This is a genomic window from Bifidobacterium tsurumiense, assembly GCF_000741765.1.
Taxonomy (GTDB): domain Bacteria; phylum Actinomycetota; class Actinomycetes; order Actinomycetales; family Bifidobacteriaceae; genus Bifidobacterium; species Bifidobacterium tsurumiense.
On the sequence record NZ_JGZU01000017.1, the window covers coordinates 1 to 19,294 of the forward strand.

At 52.0% G+C, this 19,294-nt stretch carries 11 protein-coding genes and 1 pseudogene; 1 reads left to right on the top strand and 11 read right to left on the bottom strand.

All coding sequences use genetic code 11. From position 1 onward, the window contains the following. The 11 genes and pseudogenes from BITS_RS09560 to BITS_RS07685 all read right to left on the bottom strand — a co-directional run. Window positions 1-191 (bottom strand): annotated as a pseudogene (locus BITS_RS09560) (IS256 family transposase); the annotation flags it as partial. A gap of 176 nt (window positions 192-367) precedes the next feature. Then, on the bottom strand, window positions 368-1,396 hold the full coding sequence (locus BITS_RS07640) for a LacI family DNA-binding transcriptional regulator (protein WP_026642426.1): 1,029 nt from the start codon (window positions 1,394-1,396) through the stop codon (window positions 368-370). 10 nt (window positions 1,397-1,406) lie between these two features. Then, a complete protein-coding gene (locus BITS_RS07645; protein ID WP_081693565.1) occupies window positions 1,407-3,551 on the bottom strand; it encodes a beta-galactosidase in 2,145 nt (714 codons plus the stop codon). A gap of 112 nt (window positions 3,552-3,663) precedes the next feature. Further along, window positions 3,664-5,265, bottom strand: coding sequence for a glycoside hydrolase family 43 protein (locus BITS_RS07650; RefSeq protein WP_026642428.1), 1,602 nt, complete (start codon window positions 5,263-5,265; stop codon window positions 3,664-3,666). A 93-nt stretch (window positions 5,266-5,358) separates the two neighbouring features. Then, window positions 5,359-7,614: a cellulase family glycosylhydrolase gene (locus BITS_RS07655; protein ID WP_160249609.1), complete on the bottom strand. Its 2,256-nt coding sequence runs from the start codon at window positions 7,612-7,614 to the stop codon at window positions 5,359-5,361. A gap of 521 nt (window positions 7,615-8,135) precedes the next feature. After that, window positions 8,136-10,175, bottom strand: coding sequence for an alpha-xylosidase (gene yicI / locus BITS_RS07660; protein ID WP_026642430.1), 2,040 nt, complete (start codon window positions 10,173-10,175; stop codon window positions 8,136-8,138). A gap of 67 nt (window positions 10,176-10,242) precedes the next feature. Then, a complete protein-coding gene (locus tag BITS_RS07665; protein ID WP_026642431.1) occupies window positions 10,243-12,372 on the bottom strand; it encodes a beta-glucosidase family protein in 2,130 nt (709 codons plus the stop codon). 58 nt (window positions 12,373-12,430) lie between these two features. Beyond that, window positions 12,431-13,918: an alpha-L-fucosidase gene (locus BITS_RS07670; RefSeq protein ID WP_026642432.1), complete on the bottom strand. Its 1,488-nt coding sequence runs from the start codon at window positions 13,916-13,918 to the stop codon at window positions 12,431-12,433. A gap of 177 nt (window positions 13,919-14,095) precedes the next feature. Further along, window positions 14,096-15,880, bottom strand: coding sequence for a type 2 periplasmic-binding domain-containing protein (locus tag BITS_RS07675; protein ID WP_026642433.1), 1,785 nt, complete (start codon window positions 15,878-15,880; stop codon window positions 14,096-14,098). A gap of 343 nt (window positions 15,881-16,223) precedes the next feature. Continuing rightward, the gene (locus tag BITS_RS07680) at window positions 16,224-17,156 is read right to left on the bottom strand and encodes a carbohydrate ABC transporter permease (RefSeq protein ID WP_238556575.1); all 933 of its coding nucleotides are present in this window, start codon (window positions 17,154-17,156) and stop codon (window positions 16,224-16,226) included. Window positions 17,157-17,178: 22 nt separating this feature from the next. Continuing rightward, window positions 17,179-18,057, bottom strand: coding sequence for an ABC transporter permease (locus BITS_RS07685; RefSeq protein ID WP_338010657.1), 879 nt, complete (start codon window positions 18,055-18,057; stop codon window positions 17,179-17,181). A gap of 349 nt (window positions 18,058-18,406) precedes the next feature. Here BITS_RS07685 and BITS_RS07690 point away from each other — a divergent pair, with 349 nt between their 5' ends. Beyond that, entirely contained in the window at window positions 18,407-19,069 is a 663-nt protein-coding gene (locus BITS_RS07690; RefSeq protein WP_026642436.1) for a YesL family protein, read from the top strand. The last annotated feature ends 225 nt before the right edge of the window (window positions 19,070-19,294 follow it).

Sequence of the window (19,294 nt, forward strand, 5' to 3'; positions counted from 1 at the left end):
GCTATCTCGTCGGCCTCCGCGTCGAGCATCGCGTTGACGATCTGCTCGACCTTCTCGCGCACCATCGCGTCGAGTCTGGACTCGAACATGACGTCATCGAACTGTATCATTTCCTTGGACATGGCCCGTGCCTCTTTCCAATCGCGGTTTTCAATGTTTGGCGACTGAAAATCGTACACGACGCGGGCCATGTTCACATTCAGGAACTCAAATCACAAAGTGCGCAAGATTTCGGACGTTATCGTGCTTCTCGCCTCACTGGCTTCAATTCAGAATTTCTTTGCACATCGACAGTAACCGTCGTTGTCCCTATTTTATGAGTACGCAGTAGCGTATTCATAAAATAGGTATAGCGCACTTCCTTCAACTATCTGGCTTTGGCTTCAGCTACAGAACCTCTGCGCAAATAGGTGACAGGGACTAAGTCACCCCTGCCTTCTTCAGAGGGTATGCAGCGTCCTTCTATCCACTCATGAAGCACATCCACGGCATGAGAACAGGTTTGAGACGGACGAACAGGAATCTCATCCAAGCCCTGACCTTGCACTACCGCATCACCAAATGCACTGAGCACGATTACCGAAACATCTTGCGGAACAGCCAGTGCCCGCCTATGCAAGGCATACATAATGGGCTGCCATGATTCCTGACCCTGTTGCACGACGACCGCGGTAATTCCCGGATTACGTTGGAAAGCCTGATCGATAACCCGTGCGGCATCTTCCTGACTACCGCCCCGCATCGATGAAAATATCACAGACATATTCAATTGCTGAGCAGATGTCATAATGGCATCCCTTGTGCGAATCAGAAAATTAAGTTCATCCAAATATGACGTTACTTCTGCGCCGATAAACAAAATATTGCGATGTCCAAGACCTTGCAACCGTTTCAAGGCCTCGTTTCCAGCCTTTTCGAAATCAAGATCAACCGCAACTATTCCGGCGCGATGACGCGGAAACCCGATGGCCACCACGGGAATACGAGAAGTCCGAGCGACAGCAACGCGCGGATCGTCGAGAGAGACATCCAAAAGGACCACACCATCCACGCCGCCAGAATCGGCAATTCTTGTAAGTTCCGCGCCGTCCTTCTCCTGAACCGACAACAGCACGGTGTATCCGTAATGCCGCGCACGCTTGGTAATGCCGAAGATGAACGGGGACCAGCACCGATAAGCCGTATCGTCATCCATAGGTGAGCTCACCGCAATGATTCCGGTGTGCTCACCTTGCCATGCTTGTAGCATGCCTTTGGGACGATACCCCAATTCACGCATCGCCCGTATGACTTTGGCCTTTGTCTCGGCACTGATAGGACGCCTGCCGCTCAAGGCATATGAAACCGTGCTGATTGACACACCCACTCGAGCGGCGACATCCTTAACTCCGACCATATTGGCACCTTTACTGCAGATGGAAGACTGCCACTCCATATGAGGAGAGTTCAACCGTTCCATCATCGCCAGCCTTGACCTTGCGAGCACTGTCCTCTCGCGCCGCAATGACCGCATCGCTTTGCTCGACCCCATAATCAGGTGCGGCAATTCCTTGTTCGACCAAGGATTCTTCTCCTGCAAGCCAAGGAACAACAATGCGCTTGGAAGCGGATTCAAGATTGGTGACGAATACGAATCGACTGCCATCTTCGGCATACCGCACCGCGACATCGGCACCCTCTGGAATATCGAGGCATTCAAGATCGAGACCATCTATTGCTCGAATGGCCACGGCCTTCATACCACCTTCGTCCAGTGCAGTACCGACGAAATACGCCCTGCCTTTGCCGAAGTCATGCTCACTTACCGCCGTGGTACCTGCATAGAATCCGTCACCGCCGTATCTTGCGAGCGGTTTGGCTCCTTCGAGATGCATGATGCTGGCAACGATAGTGCCCTGTCCTTCGATGGCAGGTGTCGAGTCGGTTTCTCCGGACGCAGATTCCCCAGATCTGACCTCGATGCTTGCCTCTGGCGCCATCGCGTCGATTTCTTCAACCCAAACTCCGGTCAGCGAGCGTAATTCTCCCGGATATCCTCCTGGCACGATCAGATCATGTTCGTCATGCAATCCGGACATGTATCCCGTGATGAATCGACCGCCTTTGCGGACATATTCTTCCAAACTCTGGGCGACGCCAGGCTTGACCATAATCAAAGTAGGCGCCGCTACGATGGCGTATTTCGCCAAGGTTTGGGCATCTGCCGTACTGGGGATAACGTCTACGCTCAAGCCCAACGAATGAAATGCCTTATAGAAGCGATGCACTTCATCCGGATAACGCAGGCCTTTGGTAGGGCCTACGCATGCTTCCAAAGACCAGTAGCTTTCCCAGTCGAAGATAATGGCGACCCGCGAGCGCACAGCACTGCCCATGATTGAGGTGCCGATCTGCTGCAGTTCTTCGCCCAAACGGGTGGTTTCCTTGAAAACTCGGGTGTTCTCGGTCCCGTCGTGACCAATGATGGCGCCATGGAAGCGTTCGCAACCGCCAATAGATTGCCTCAGCTGGAAGAATTGCACCGTATCTGCACCGTGGGCGACGGCATGCCAGCTCAGGGCTCGCACCTCGCCAGGTTGCTTGACTTCACAGAAGGGGAACCAATTCTGCTGGTTTGGTGTCTGCTCCATGAGCATGAAGGGCTTGCCGCCGCCAACTCCGCGCATCAGATCATGGCGCATTGCGGTGAAGCTGGCAGGAGTATCCATGCCGGGATAGTTATCCCAGCTGACAATATCCATCTCGCGACCCCATGCGAAATAGTCGAGATCCTTGAAAGTGCTCATGAGATTCGTGGTGATTGGTGTCGTTTCATCATTTTGGCGAATGGCATCACGCTCAATAATGAAGCAATCCAGCATGGCTTCGTTCTGGAAACGACGATAATCAATGAGCAGACCGGAGATTACCGACTTATCGGTTCCAATGCCATCGCCTGTGCCGAGAGGAGGCATTACATCTTCCCAAGCGGTTATTGTGTGGCTCCAGAAATTCATGCACCACGCCTGATTCAGGGCTTCAATAGTGCCGTATTTCTTCTTGAGCCACAATCTGAATTCCTGAGCACAATTCTCGCAGTAGCAGATTCCTCCACCATTGCCATATTCATTATTGACATGCCATGCCTGCAGACCGGGGGTGCCGGCATAACGCTGGGCGATGCGGGTCGTGAGTTCTTTTGCCTGGCTGCGGAACACATCCGAGGTCGGACAGAAATTATGCCTGCCACCGAAAGTATTGCGCACACCGTCAATATTGGCACGGAGCACTTCGGGATGAAGGCGTGACATCCAAGCAGGCACAGCAGCGGTTGCCGTGGCCAGCACGATATTGAAGTTATGCTTCACCAGAAGAGCGATAATGGCATCCAGTTTGGAAAAGTCATAGGTATGCTCATCGGGCTGAAGCAGTGTCCACGAGAACACATTGATAGTCGCTTCATTCATATGAGCGTGCTCGAGCATGGTCACATCTTGTTCCCATGTCTCCTCAGGCCACTGCTCCGGATTCCAGTCTCCGCCGAAAAGGAAGGAATCAAATTGTTGAGTCATATGTCTCCTTATTGTTTGTTTCTACGCAATACTGCGTGGATGCTCGCTGTTCGTTGAAATATTCATGATTCGCATCAAAGCCCACGTTTGAGTCACGACATCGACGATTGTGTTATCTACTTGCCATCAGCGGCTGATAGCGCACCTGAGAGAATTTCACTTGTCCCGTGCCATGTGCGAAAACGCCGAGTAGCGTGCCGGTGAACCCACCTGCATTGGTGAAACTCAACACTTTGCCAGGAACCGGACCAAGTTCATGCACCAAACCATCAGCGGTTTGCACTGAACATACATAACCGGCATTTGTTCCCAAAAGTCGAAGAGTCACGGGTTGGGACCCATCCATGGCAATGCTGCCGACTGTGGATCTCAAACCAGCATTATTCACCTGCGCTGAAACCGTGTACTGCTCTGCAGAGGTCGAGTCCTTGCCACCTTGCTTATTCGGCGCATTTTCAGCACTCTCGGAATCTTTCGCAGCGCCGCGCTCGATACTCACAGTGATGACATGCTTATCGTTGCCATATGCGGCAATACCTGCCACTGCTGTTTCACATGAAACACCGGGCACAACAGCCGCCTCAAATAAGCAGTCCATATCAGTCTGACGTGTACCAATAAGCGGAGCTCCATCATTCGGCAGGTCAAAGTCATTGCCTGAGGCACTTACCTCAATATCGAATACAGATTCATCAGAATCAGCAACACCTTGGTTCGGTGATACGGAATACCGACCATAATCATCACGGCCTGGGGTAATCCATTCAACGTCATGTTCCAAGGCATCGCCATTGCCGTTGAGTGTGCAATCATATGACTGGTCTGCTAACTGTGGCCAGCCATCTTTCCAGGTGAACCAAACCGCATACGGTTCACGACCTATCCACCCTTGCGCAGGATACTCGTCATTATTACGGGTACCGTGGAATACCATCAAAGTTCGCTCATCTTCAAAGTGCGCGCAATCGCAATGACCAATGGCCTGCAAGGTAAGATGCGTGCTTCGATTGGTAATCAGAGGATTGCCCGAATACATCTCATAAGGACCATCAGCCTTGTTCGATCGGGCGATATTCTCCATGTGCCCCGATTCAGTACCGCCTTCTGCCCACATGAGGTAATACATATCCCCGCGCTTGAGCATATGCGGACCCTCTGGATTTGATCCCGTGATACCTCCGCAAATTCGCTTGCGCTTATCGAGCACCTCTCCTGTGGTTACATCGAGACGAGACAGATATATTCCAGCCTCTTCGTGGTTGCCATCCTCATCTACACAGCCGCTTTCGTTGCCGCATATATATACAGTTCCGTCATCGTCGAAGAACAGGCTTGGATCGATTCCAGGCCAATCAGGAATCCAAATGGGATCGGACCATTCACCGCTCGGATCGCTGGCTGTCAACAGCATATTGCCAACATTCACATTGGTGACGATGAGATAATACAAGCCGTCGTGATAGCGGATCGTGGGAGCATAGATGCCCTGGCTGTTGCCCATGGATTCGTAAGGGAATTGGCTGGGACGCGAAAGCGCGTGCCCGACCTTGGTCCAGTGTTCGCCATCCTCGCTTTCGAATACCGGCAAACCTGGCATAAATTCAAACGAACTATTCACCATCACATATCCGCCATCGGGCTTCTCGCATATCGATGGATCGGGATGGAATCCAGATGCAATCCTTTTGGCTGGCTTGCAATTGAACAGCGTCATTGCTTGCTCCTTAGTCACTCACCGTTGAATCCTCAAAATCAGGGGAACGGATCATTCAGAAAGAATCGTTCTGTTCCCCAATCATTGTACTGATCAGATTGTGGTCTGCACTCGGGCAACCCCATTGCTTATCTCGACTGTTAACTCGAGAATTTTTCCGCTTTGGAAGGTGATTTCCAATGTGATCTGACCATCCTGCACCGTCGCATCAGCGAAGAAGGATGGAGTAAGCGTCACACTGCCCAAGCTATGGTCTGCAGTGTTGTCATGGACAACAACTGCGCTGCCATTCTGCAAATACTTCCACCAGCCTGAATTCGGCCCCACCTTGTTCCCGTTCTGGTACGTGGTAATGGATTTGAATTCATTGCCCGCGAAATCCAGTGCGATATCCAATCCGTTTTCTCGGGTACCAGCCGCCAGTCTGTCCGCATCAACTGTCGGCACTCCTGACTTCATAACATATTCATGCCATGGAGCCCCAGCAGAGAACCTCAGTGTCAGATCAGCCAGAAGACCGTTCCCCTTCCTGGCGTCAAAAACCGAGGCAAGATAATCAGCTTTGAGCACCACTGCGGACTGTTGCGAATCATAGGTATACTCTCCGCCTTCAGTCAAGCCGTCGATGCCTATGAAACTATTACCGTTCAAAGCCAGAGGGATGGAGATATCGGCATCTGGACGGTTTTCGATATACACAGTATCAAGACCGGTTGCGTAGGAAGATCTGCCTGTGGTACTTGCCTGAATCACATCGCCAGCCAACGGTTTTTTCCACGAATAGTCAGCATCATTCCTGTCTATTCCTGAACCGTTGTCCCAGAACATGGCTGCGATGCCATGTTCTCGAGCCATGTGCCCCATGTACTCATAGTATTTTTGCTCTTCACCGGCTTGCAATGCATTATCTGAAGCTGAATCATATGCCAACAGACCGTATTCTCCAATGACCGTGCCAATTCCACTTGTCGTAAACACGGCATTGACCCGTTGGAAGAAGTTTTCCATGGAATTGCGCGGGTTATATGGCTGCGAACCTCCATAAAGATCCTCATCGAATCCGGTTATTCCGAGATTGGCGCTATACACCCACTCTGAATAATAATGAACCGTCGCCATAACATATGGATCGTTATGCAAATCTTTCTGAATGAAGTCACGCGTGGCTTTCAACCTATCATCACCATAGGCGGTTTCAACAGTTGGAATGACTATCATGCGTTGTTCATTGCCAGGCGTGGCACGGATAATGTCATACGCTGCCTTATTCAGGGCATTGAGTTTTTCTTGTGCATCACCTTGGCTGAATTGCGGCTCGTTGAGAGTCTCAAAACTCACCAATTCTGGCTCATCAGCGAAGTATGAAGCCATTTGCTTCCACAGATCACTGAAGCGGATGTACTCAGCGGCATTAGTGTCGCCGTTCCAATTTTTGGCCCACAACCATGAATCGTGATGGATGTCGATCATGACATGCAATCCTTCATCGACTGCCCAATCAACGACTTCTCGGTAGCGTTCAAGCCACTGCTCATCAAGAACGGTTTTTGTCGTACCGGTTGCCGCATCCACAACTTCGGTGTATCGACGGTATGCAGTCATTGGAATACGGATGCTGGTGAATCCCTTGGACTTAACGGAACGGATGAGTTCTTTGGTGACTTGTGGATTACCCCACGACACCTCACCTTGGTCAGGCTCACTGAGATCAGTCCCAACTGAGTCAAAGGAATTGCCCAAATTCCAACCAGAGCCCATGACTTTGGCATATGCCAACGATGAATATTCTTCTGGCTCTGCTTCGTCACCATAATTGATACGAACGTCTGAAATCAAGGCGTATTGCTGTCCAGATGATTCGATGCTGCTGCTTAATCCAGCGCTTTCACAAGACTTTTGAGCTGCCTGCGCTTCTGTGGCCATGCTCGGCATGCCGACGATCATGGCGACAACACCAATGCCGGCAACAGTACGACGAACGAATAGATGACCACCCTGTCTGCGGATAGAGACTCCGCACATAACAAGACCTGCCGCCAAGCATATTAGCCCTACTACAGGTGTGCCCGTCGTGCTGAGCTTGTCTGGTGTGCCGTTTTTCTTTTTAGAATGCGCAATATTCGATGCTTGGGAATTATCTTCAATCGCTTTCCTCTCGCCTTCAGCGCCTTCGCCAATATGAATGACGAGGTCCTGGCCTTGAGCATCTTGAGCAAGTGCCGATTCACCAACCGGCAACTTCCCCACTGTCCATGAATAGACCGCCTGTCCGTCACTTGCAACGATTGATTCCGGGACAGAAGTAACGCCGTCTATCGAGACGATACTGCTATCAGAGACATTCGTCACTCGCAGTCGATAAGCTCCTTCGCTCGCGCGTTCTGACGAAATGCTTATGTCATTGGTTTCACAGGCAATCTCCTGCGCCGATGCTGGTTCTACTAGTACGAGCATGAGCCATGATATGGTCAACATGGCTGCCGTAAAAACACATCCAAGCTTCGCAGCTGTGGATTGTAGCCTACATATAAAGGATATTTCCTGCGGGGACTGCAATCGCACGGTTGCTACCTTTCCTCGATCTTTGAATATCTGGCGGCGCAAACGTACAAAAATGAAATGATATGCGCCATTGCATGCGGATAATCAATCCGCTCTTCTCTACTCATATTTCCTAACGATGCACTACAGCACCTCTGGAGTCCCGAACTCATCGGATTTGTCGACATCACGCAAGCACCGGTTTATGAGGTTACGCTGCTTCGCATTCGTTCTAGAAAATGCTAACCTTCATAACTTCGCTTGCGCGATATCGACATTCGTGGGATAAATACCAAAGCGCTCATCCCACGAACAATCTATTCGCAGGCTTATTCAGCCAAAGGATCGCTGCCGGGACGAACCAGAACAGGCAATGTGTGGTAGTCGAATTGTTCGGTGTACCACTTGCCTGGCTCATACATCTCGCCGGTCAGCAAATTCTTCCAAGACTTTCCTGCTTGATCGCCGCCTGCATCCGGCACGTAGAAGCGTGCGGTGCCGTCTTCGCTGAAGACTGGAGCAACCAGCAAATCATCACCAAGCATGTACTGCGTGTCCAGATCCTCGCATGCAGGATCCTTCGGGAATTCCAGAACCATGGCACGCATCATCGGCACGCCAGTGGCATGGGTTTCCTCAGACATACGCTTGAGATATGGCACAAGCTTGAGCTTGAGCTCAGTGAATTCGCGAGCCACTTCTACAGCCTCTTCGCCATACAGCCACGGCACCTTGTATTCATTGGAACCGTGATAACGGGAATGAGAGCTCAGCAGGCCGAACTGGGTCCAGCGCTTATAGAGATCAGGTGAAGGCTTGTCTTCAAAGCCGGCAATATCGTGGCTCCAATAACCGAATCCGCTCATGCCGAAGCTCAGACCCGCACGCAAGGATTCTGCCATAGAAGGATAATTCGAAGAGCAATCACCACCCCAGTGCACCGGGAATTGCTGGCCGCCGACCGTCGCCGAACGCGCAAACAGAATCGCCTGATCCTCGCCCTTGACTTCAGCGATGACGTCATACACCGCCTTGTTGTACAAGTAGGTGTAGTAGTTATGCATCAGCTGTGGATCGGAACCGTCGTAATACACCACATCATCAACCGGGATGCGCTCGCCGAAATCGGTCTTGAAGCAATCCACGCCCTGGGCCATCAAGGCCTTGAGCTTGTCCTGATACCAGCGAACAGCCTCGGGATTGGTGAAGTCGACAATCGCCATACCGGCCTGCCATTTGTCCCACTGCCACACCTGGCCGTTGGTGCGCTTGATGAAGTACCCCTTGGCTGCGCCTTCTTTGAAAAGCGGTGATTTCTGTCCGATATAGGAGTTGATCCATACGCATACCTTCAAGCCGCGCTCATGGAGCTTGGCAAGCATGCCTTCCGGATCGGGGAATTTGTCCTCATCCCATTCGAAGTTGCACCACTCGAGTTCCTTCATCCAACGGCAGTCGAAGTGGAAGACCGACAGCGGGATATTACGCTCAGCCATGCCGTCAACGAACTGCATGACGGTGTTCTCGTCATAATCCGTGGTGAACGAAGTGGACAGCCACAGGCCGTAGCTCCAATCCGGAACCAGCGGTGGCTTGCCCGTCAAATCGGTGTATGTATTGAGGATTGCCTTCAGATCCTCGCCGCCGATAACGGAGTAGCTCATCTCTTGCTCGGGTACGGAGAACTGCACACGGGAAACCTTCTCCGAACCGATTTCAAAGCTGACCTTGCCGGGAGTGTTCACGAAGAGACCATAGTTGCGGTTGGACAAGTAGAACGGGATGTTCTTGTATGCCTGTTCCGTGCCGGTGCCGCCATCCTCATTCCAAATATCAACGGTTTGGCCATTCTTGATGAAGTTGGTGAAACGCTCGCCCAGGCCGTAGATCTTCTCGCCGACACCCAGATTCATCTGCTCAGAAACATGGATCTGACCTTCCGGATCGGTGACCAAGGCCTTGGCGCGCCAACCGGAGCGAGCGATTTCCTTGCCGTCATAGAGATACTGGAAGTCGATGCTCTCGCCCTTGGCAATACGCAGGCTCAATCGTCCTGAGGTGAATACCCAAGCATCCTCACCGTCTTCTATGGACACCTCAGGATTGGAGATGTTCAAATTGAATTCGGGATCATGGCTGCGATCCTCTTCGAAATTCACGAGCCTTGTCGTAATGATATCCGGACGAGGACTGGTGACCTCGATGGTCATGATACCGCCATCAAGCGTCTGTCCGGCGTTATGAATTGGGACGCCGAAGGGACAAAACAGAGTGAGCTTGCCTTCTTCGATATTTGCCGTGTACACGTTTGCCGCATACTTCACGTCATAGCCGTCTTTAACAAGCCATCCGCCGTTGAGGAACTTCATACTTGCATCTCCTTTGACCGCGTTATTTCATTTGTATTTCCGTTATTGATAAGTCTATAAATAAACATTATTCGACACGTCCATTCAGGCGAATATCTTGTACAGATTCGCCCACAAACACCTGTGCTTGTGGCGCGAGCGCAAAAGCGTCGCGTTCATTGGACCAATACCGCAAGGCCTTATGTGAAGCCATATCGATGGTCACCTGCCTGATTTCGCCGGGCTGCAACAATACCTTGTCAAACCCTTTGAGCTCTTTGACTGGACGGTCTTCACCGGTTCCCTCAAGTCCCAGATACACTTGAGGAACGGCATATCCCGCCCGATCCCCTGTGTTCTTAATGGTGAATGCAACCCGCACCTTGTCATCAATGCGCTGCACCGAGAGCGCGGAGTAATCATAGCTGGTATAGCTAAGGCCGTGCCCGAAGCAGAAGCGGACTGGAATGTTGCGGGTTTCGTAATAACGGTAGCCCACATAAATATCTTCCGTATAATCCACATGCCCTGCCAAGCCGAAGGTGCCGACTGCGTGCGCAGGAGAGTCTTCCAGCGCAATCGGGAAACTCTCCGGCAAGTGGCCGCTTGGATTCTCCCTACCCACCAGCACTTCTGCGAGTGCGGTGCCACCCTCGCTACCGGCATACCAGCTCCAGACCAAGGCATGCACGCGATCAGCCCATCGCATGGTCACCGGCGAACCCGCGACCATGGTGACCACCATATCGGGCGCGACATCAAGCAACGCTTCGATCAAAGCATCCTGACCATACGGCAAGTCCATGGTCTCGCGATCGCGACCCTCAAGATCATGGTCATGATCGAGTCCACCTACGAATATCACGGGAAGACCCGCTTGAGCATATTCCTTGGCACGAGTCACGGCTTCTTCGCGCAACTGCTTGGCCTGCGCCTCATCGGAGTTTGCATCGCCTGTGGAATTCTCCAGGCTCTCCTCCTGCCATGACGAATCCTGGGTGACCTGCTTGGCAAGATAGCCCGGAAGGTATTCTATGTCGACATTGCCGCCGATCAGGCCGTTCAATCCCAAAATGGGCGTAATCTCATGCAAGGCCTTGATGACGGCGCTGCCGCCGCCGTTGGAATGCGTTCGATCCGCGTTCGCGCCGATAACCAGCATTCGATCGAAACCGCGCACATCGAGAGGCAGCAGGCTCTTATCGTTCTTCAAGAGCACCACGGCTTGCCTTGCGATATCCAATGCTGTTTGCGCATGCTCGATGCTCGCGAAGCTGCCAGAGTGACGCGCGTTAGAATTCTTGCCGAGCATATGCAACGCATCCATAACGCTTAAAATGCGCACGACTTTGGCGTCCACATCAGCTTCACTGACCTCACCCGCTTCGATGGCACGTTTGAGTGGATTGGCGAAATAGTATTCATCAAAATTCGGCGTCACCGCCATCTCCACATCCAAGCCGACCTCAGCGCTTGCCTGTGTGCGCTTGACGGCGCTCCAATCGGAGATAACCGCACCTTTGAATCCCCACTCGTCACGAAGGATATCATCCAATAATTCGCTGGATTCACAGCACTGTTTGCCATTCACCAAGTTGTAGGCGCCCATAACCGTCAGCGTGCCGGCATCACGGACGGCAGACTCGAAGGCCGGCAGATAGATTTCACGCAAGGCCCGTTCACTTATGCTCTCATCAACTTCCAAGCGGTCGGTTTCCTGGCTGTTCGCAGCATAATGCTTTGCACATGCCGCAACGTCAGACTCCTGAACGCCCTTGATGTATTGCACACCTTGTTCCGCGGTCAGCACAGGATCTTCGCTCATATATTCGAAATTACGGCCGCATAGAGGGCTGCGCTTGATATTGATAGAAGGTCCCAAAATCACGTCTTTGCCACGGCCGCGCGTCTCTTCGCCCAACACTTTTCCGGTCGCATATGCGAGACCGCGATTCCAAGTCGATGCCACAGCGCTGCCGGAAGGCAGGTAGGTCACCAAATCACGGGTATTGTAAAGCGGTGCCCATGAGTCGTTATGCACTTCCGCACGGACTCCTCTTGGGCCGTCAGACATTTTCCAAGAAGGAATTCCCAGGCGCGGGACTCCTTCGGTGCGGAACAGGCCGGCACCGTGGATCATGCCGATTTTCTCGTCCAGTGTGAGCTGCGACAACAGGTTGCGCGCTGTCTCGATATTGTCCTGAGTAATAGTGGTCATGGTGTACACCTCGTAGTGTTATTGCTGTGGTATTGATTTTCGACTCATTGAGTCGTTGCTATTCGACGGTGATTTTGAACACCACCGGAAGGCTTGCGTTGGCATTGGTGAAGTCCCGTTGCACAGACTCCTGCCTCACGGAGATATTCAACCCTTCTGCATTGCGGTCGAATGAAACCTTTCCTGCACCCAATTGCTCAACGTTTCGAATAACCCCATGGAAGGGTGGCTGTTCGCTATTGTGATATGACTTCATGCTGGTTATCGTCACTTGTTGACAATCTCCAGGATTCAAACAGCATGCGTAAATCGCACCATTTTTGGATGTAAATCTGAAATCCTTGGAAGTCCAGACGATCGCCTGTTGATCACTAAATGAGCCGGAAGGCGTCGAAGTAGGCCCTTCTTGCGCCAGCCGCCAAGGCCGCGAACCATATATGGCTTCACCATTGACCTGCATCCATCGGCCTATGCCTTCGAGCAGCTTGCGATCGTGTTCGGCAATGGAACCGTCCGCTCGCGGGCCAACATTCAATAACAGATTGCCATTCTTGCTGACCGTGTCCACCAGCGTAACCAACAGTTCGGCAAGTGTTTTGTATTCCAGCGAATTCGTGTAGCACCACGAATTGCGCGCAATGGCCGTATCGGTTTGCCACACATATGGCTTGGCGTCAGCAAAACCGCCGCGCTCCACATCCACAAGACCGCTCCCCCATGCCATGCCATCCTCTTTGTAGCAAATGGCGACGGGCAGCCCCAATTCTTTGCCGAGGTTATAGTAGAAAGCCGCCAGTTTCTGCATATATGGATTGAATGCGCTGTGCTGCACCCACCAATCGAAATACAGCAATTCAGGGCAATAGTTATCGATGATTTCGCATACTCGCAACAGCCAATCCTCAAGGAATTCCTCGGAGGGATATGGCGTACTGAACAGATCCTGGTTATCAGGTTCAGGCTGGGCTGGCCAATAGAAATCGCCACGTTGCATTGGTTCACGCACATCGGAGTCAAATTCTCGGCCATGGCCCATAAACCACCAATGCTCAGCCCGGTGGTTGGATGTGGCGAAATGCATATCACGATTCAATGTGGCCTCGCGCAGTTCGCCCAGAATATCGCGGTGAGGTCCCATATCCACAGCATTCCAACGAGAAAGCTCGCTGCGATACATTTGGAAACCGTCATGATGCTCGCTGACGGGGAAATAATATTTCGCTCCGGCTGCCTTAAAGAGATCGAGCCATTCATTGGCGTCAAATGCCTCGGCCGTGAACATCGGAATGAAATCCTTGTATCCGAATTCCTTGTGAGGCCCGTATGTATTGATATGGTGTTCGAACTCCGGATACCCTTTGATATACATATTGCGCGAATACCACTCGTTGCGGAATTCGGGGACCGTGTATAAACCCCAATGGGTAAAAATGCCGAATTTAGCGTCCGCGAACCATGCGGGTGCTTGCATATGACTGAGCGACTCCCAATTGGCGTCAAACGGCCCCTGGGCAATCACTCTGTCTATGGTCTCCAGGTCCATCATCGGACGCCTCCTTGCGCTGGAAATATCACCGGCAGCCGCGCCGGATATGAAAGGAAGAATGTATATAGGCACGCCCGCCGGAAGACGACGGGCGTGCACTGTCGAAATCGTGCGAATCTCATGCGGCATGCCCATGATGGGGCACGCCGCAATCGATTATTTTCGCTGCCCTGACTCTTAGTTGGAGGATGAGCTGGACTCGTCCGAAGAAGAGGTCTTATTGGCATACTCTTCGGCGATGGCCTTACGAGCCGCCTCTTGATCCTTGGCGTTCTTCATATCGACCTCGAGTACCTGGTCAACGCCCAGACCCTTGACCGTGGAACGCATTTCACTCAGGATCGAGCTGAACTCGGAATCGCTGGAAGCGAAGGAAGCCTTCCAAGAAGCATTCACGATCTCGGTCTTGACCTGTCCACGCAGTGTGGAGATCTGGGAATCCTCATCAGGCTGGATGAAGGTGGCGCCCGGAGCGACCATGATCATGTTATTGGCTTCAAGATACTCCATAGTGGTCTTGTAGCCGCCCATATGCTCGGACCAATCCTGGTTCAGTGCATTGCTATTGGCCTTTTCCAATTCGCTCGGCCACATGGATGCATTGAAGGAATAGCCGGTTTCAGGATCGGTATCGTTGACGAGCACCGTTGGGAAGTTCAGAGCGGATACACCGTCGGAGTAGGAACCACCACCGTATTCATCAGGAACATTGGCGGATCCACCATTGAGCACGGTCTCGCCGAAGTCAGTGAGCACAGGCTGGCCGTCCTTGATCTCCCAGTTCAGACCCTTCGGACCTGCTGCGCCACCGGTTTGGGCGCCGGAATCATACACGCCTTCGGAGGAATACAGCCAATCGATGAACTTGACCAAGCGCTGCTTGTTCTTGGCATTGGCACCGAGTGCGATCATGGTGCTGCTGCCATCAGGTGTTGCACCGTAGGAGAAGATCTTCTGATCCTTCATTGGGGCAATCATGAAGCCCTTGCCTGCAGCCTTGTTTTCAGTGGTGTTGTATGCCGCCTGACCCAACCAAGGCCAGAAGGAGAAGAGCACCTTGCCTTCCTTGTACTTGGAGTTCATGGTGTCGTAATTCTGCGTGGTGGACTCGGGGTCGACAATACCGGCCTTATTGGCTGCGTAGAAGAATTTCAGGACGCGCTCGTAGATGCCATTCTCATCGGTGACCGACTCATAATCAGAGCCGTCAGCCTTGGCGAGTACGAAGCCCATTTCGTCGAATCCGTAGAATGTTGCGGGCTGCTTGGCATTGTTCATCATATTGCCGTCCCAGTCCTTGAACAGGCTCATGGCATAGATGTCGTTGGAGCCGGTCTCTTCGCGAGCCTTATCCTGCATCTGCTTGAGTACAGGGATCAGGTCTTCAAGAGTATTGATTTCCGGATAGCCGATTTCCTTGTAGTAATCCCAACGGATATAGGGGCCGAATGTTGGTTCGAGTCCTTCGCCTGCTTCTGTTGGAGCTTCGGAGGATACGGAACCCGGGATTCCCCAGACGCCGGATTCCTGGCCGATGTTCTTGTTCAGGTTTTCGGTGGCGTTGGAATACTTCTTGATATTATCCATGCCGTCCAGATACGGGGTCATGTCGGCAATGAGCTTGGCCTTGACCAGCTTGGCGCCGCGGCCGGAACCGTAACCGGTGATGATGATGTCGCCGAGGTTTCCTGCTGCAGAACGAGTATCGAAGAGGGTGCTGCCACCGCCGGCAACATTAGGGGCAACGACATTGAGCTTGATATTGAACTTGTCCTTGATGAGCTTGGCGAACCAACCCTTTTGTTCGCCCTGGTAGTTGGCCAGCTCGTCGAATACTTCGACGGTCATCAGTGAGCCGTCATCGGCATCCGAAGCGGTTTTGTCGCCACCGCAACCGGTGAGCGCCAGCATGGCGGATAGCGTCACTGCAACCGCGATACCTGCCTTCTTCTTGAGGGACATGGTGTCCTTCCTTTCCTTATGGTGTGATTTTTCGGGATACGTGTTTGTGTGTGTTGTCGGCTTGACTGAGGATCGTTTCCGACAAACTTGCAACAGCCCTTTAACGATTTGCCTCGGCCTTACGGCTTGCTTCTCGCCATCCGATTTGAGGCCGTTGCCTTTTCCTTGCCTTCAGTTCTGTCGTCAAGGGTTGGTGGGTGTTAAAGGTGTCTTTAACTCGGTAACCGTGCTTGGTCTTATGCAATTTTTGACCGGCGGAGCCGGACTGTGTTTCTGCCTCAGCTCCCTTAGTGGGCGCCTCGGCTAAGTCGGATGACAGCCCACTGGGCTGTCATCTATCGACTTAGCCCTTTACCGCTCCAAGCATCATGCCTTTGACGAAGAAGCGCTGGAAGAAGGGGTAGACGAAGAGGATCGGGAGCACGACGATAACGGATACCGTCATGCGGATCGAGGTCGGCGTTTGCTGGGTTGCCAGAGCCGCAACGTTCATTGCAGTTCCTGCGCTCGCCTTCACCGATGCAGCCAATGCATTGGCCTGGTTGATGTAGGTGTACAGCAAATACTGCAGGGAATACAGCTTGGAATCCGTCATGTAGATCAGGGTGTCCTGGAAGGAGTTCCACTGACCGACCGCAGAGAAGATAGCGACCGTAGCCAAGATTGGCGTACACATCGGCAGGATGATCTTGCCGAATACCGTCATGGTTCCTGCGCCATCCATTTCCGCAGCTTCTTGAAGGCTTGCAGGAATGGATTCCACATAGGTCTTCACCAAGATGATATTGAATGGCTGAACGATGGCGGGAAGCACATACACCCAGAAGTTATTGGTCAGTCCAAGGTTCTTCATGGTGATGAACATAGGAATAAGACCTGCGTTGAAATACATGGTCACCACGATGAAGCGGTACCAGAAGGTACGACGCCACATCTTCTGCTGAGTGAACATGAATCCCAAGAATGCGCTTGCAATCACGGTCAAGGCAGTACCGATAACGGTACGCGCCAACGAAATGAAGGCGGCAGTGCTCAGACCATCAAGTGCGAATACCTGCTTGTAGTTCTCCAGATGGAATCCGTCTGGCCACCAATTCACCTGGCCTGCGGCCGAAGCAGCATTGTCAGAGATGGAATTGATGATGAGGTAGTAGAAGGGATATACGCAGATAAATGCGAACACCACGAAGAAGAGGATGTTGAATACGTTGTATATCTTCTCGCCACGGGTACGGCGCATGGAAGGTGCCACGCTGACTGCAACTTTGCTTTTCACGATACGATTCCTTTCCATCCACTCAGACGATTGACGTGCCGCGAGTGCGCTTGGACAGCCAGTTCACCACGAAGAGCAAGCCGACACTGACCAAGGATTTCAGCATGGAGATTGCGGTTGCCAGCGACAAGGAGTTGTTGCCCATACCGACGTTGTACACATACAGATCAAGCACCTGAATATGCTTCATATTGAAGGCGTTCTGGAACACGAAGTACTGATCCATACCATTGTTGAGGAAGTTGGATACGGAGAGCATCAGCAGCACAAAATAAGTCGGCAAAAGCTGTGGAATCGTAATGTGGATGATCTGCTGCCACCGGCTTGCGCCATCGACCTGCGCGGCTTCATACAATTCCTGATCAATGCCTGCAATTGCAGCCAAGTAGAGGATCGATCCCCAACCGAGGCCCTTCCAGATACCCCACATCAACATCTTGAGCCATGTATGGGAATCGGAATCGAGGAACTTGATCGGCTCGGTGATCAGATGGAGATTCTGCAACAACTGGTTGAACATACCGGTGGTGGAGAACATGGCAAATGCCACGGAGTAGACCAGCACCCAGCTGATGAAGTTCGGCAGAGTGGTCAGAGTCTGCACCAGGTTCTTGAACCAGCGTGCACGGATCTCGTTCAACGCGATTGCGCAGAGCAGCGGGAAGAACGAGGTGAGGATATTCAAACCACTCATGGCGAAGGTATTCGCCAGCACCTGACCGATGGTCGCCAACTGAGCCGGGTTCTGCACCAGCATCTTGAACCACTGCAATCCAACGAATTCGCTCTCGGTCAGTGGGATTGGCGGCTGATAATCAAAGAATGCGTAAATCCATCCGAACAGCGGCAGATAGCTGAACAGCACGGAGAGAATCAGGAATGGAACAATGAGCAACCACAGGCGAAAGCCATGTGTTTTATCGCTAGTGACCCCACCGTTCTTCTTCTTACGTCGCGATTGACGCCCTGCGACTGCCGCCGCTTCTGACGTAACACCTGCGCTCGCTGTCGCGCCGGCACTACCCTCTAGTGACTGCACCTTTCCTCCTTCGGCTCGGTGTACAACCTGTCATAGTTGATGCGCTCCGTCCAAACGACTGCACCGTCGTCGTTTTTATGTCTTATTTATTACTTTATAAATAAGTTGTATGCTTGATAATAAACTCGTTTGACTTATCTGTCAACTCATGTTGGCACACGCATGCATGCCGATGGCGGTATGCTTGAAATTCCAACGATATGGAGGCGAAATGCGATTCAATATTGACAATTCATTCTGGCAATTCATCACGCTGTGCACGAGGTTTGCCATTCTGAATATTCTCTTCGTCATCACGATTATTCCGCTGGTTACGATCGGCCCGGCTCGCGCTGCTTTGTATAGCACAGTGTTTGCCTACAACGACCACGAAGACATCAACTTGGCTGCGGAATATCTCAAACGCTTCAAGAGGGAGTTCTTCCGCTCACTCGGGGCGTGGCTTATTTTCGTAGTCGCCATCGCAGCAGTGACTTTCGCCATCGTCTTTTGGAACTCACTCGACACTGATACCGCATATATCACATTGCCGATTCTCATTATCGCCGGAACGATAACGCTTATCAGCTTTGAATACTGGTTCCCTCTGCAGGCACGCTATTCCAATACTTTCACCAATACCTGGAAAAATGCGCTGCGTCTGCCCTGGGCAGTATTTGGCAAGACGCTTATCTTGATCGCCATCGATGTGGCCGCGGCCGCACTCTTTGCATTCACCACGTGGCTGCGTATTGGATGCATTCTGCTGGGATTCGCATGGCTGGCATACGCGAAATCTCTTATATATTTAAGGATTTTTGAACAAGTAAGCGGGAATCCGAACACCCCTCGCGAAAAGCCGGATTACTCGTTGCCCACTGCGTCGTTGCAGTGAGCACTAAACAATTTTGACAAGACAATGGATTCTAATAGGAGGAACCGAACTCCAATAGCTGACTCCATCCGATTTCGCCTTGTTTTAAGCTCTCATCCAACCCTACTAACCACAAGTAAGTTTGGCTTGGCACCGAATAAATACATGTCGCGCTCACTTATGGAAATGCCAATTTCAAGCGACCGCGGCGAATACAGTTACTATCACAGCTCGGCGAGATACCCA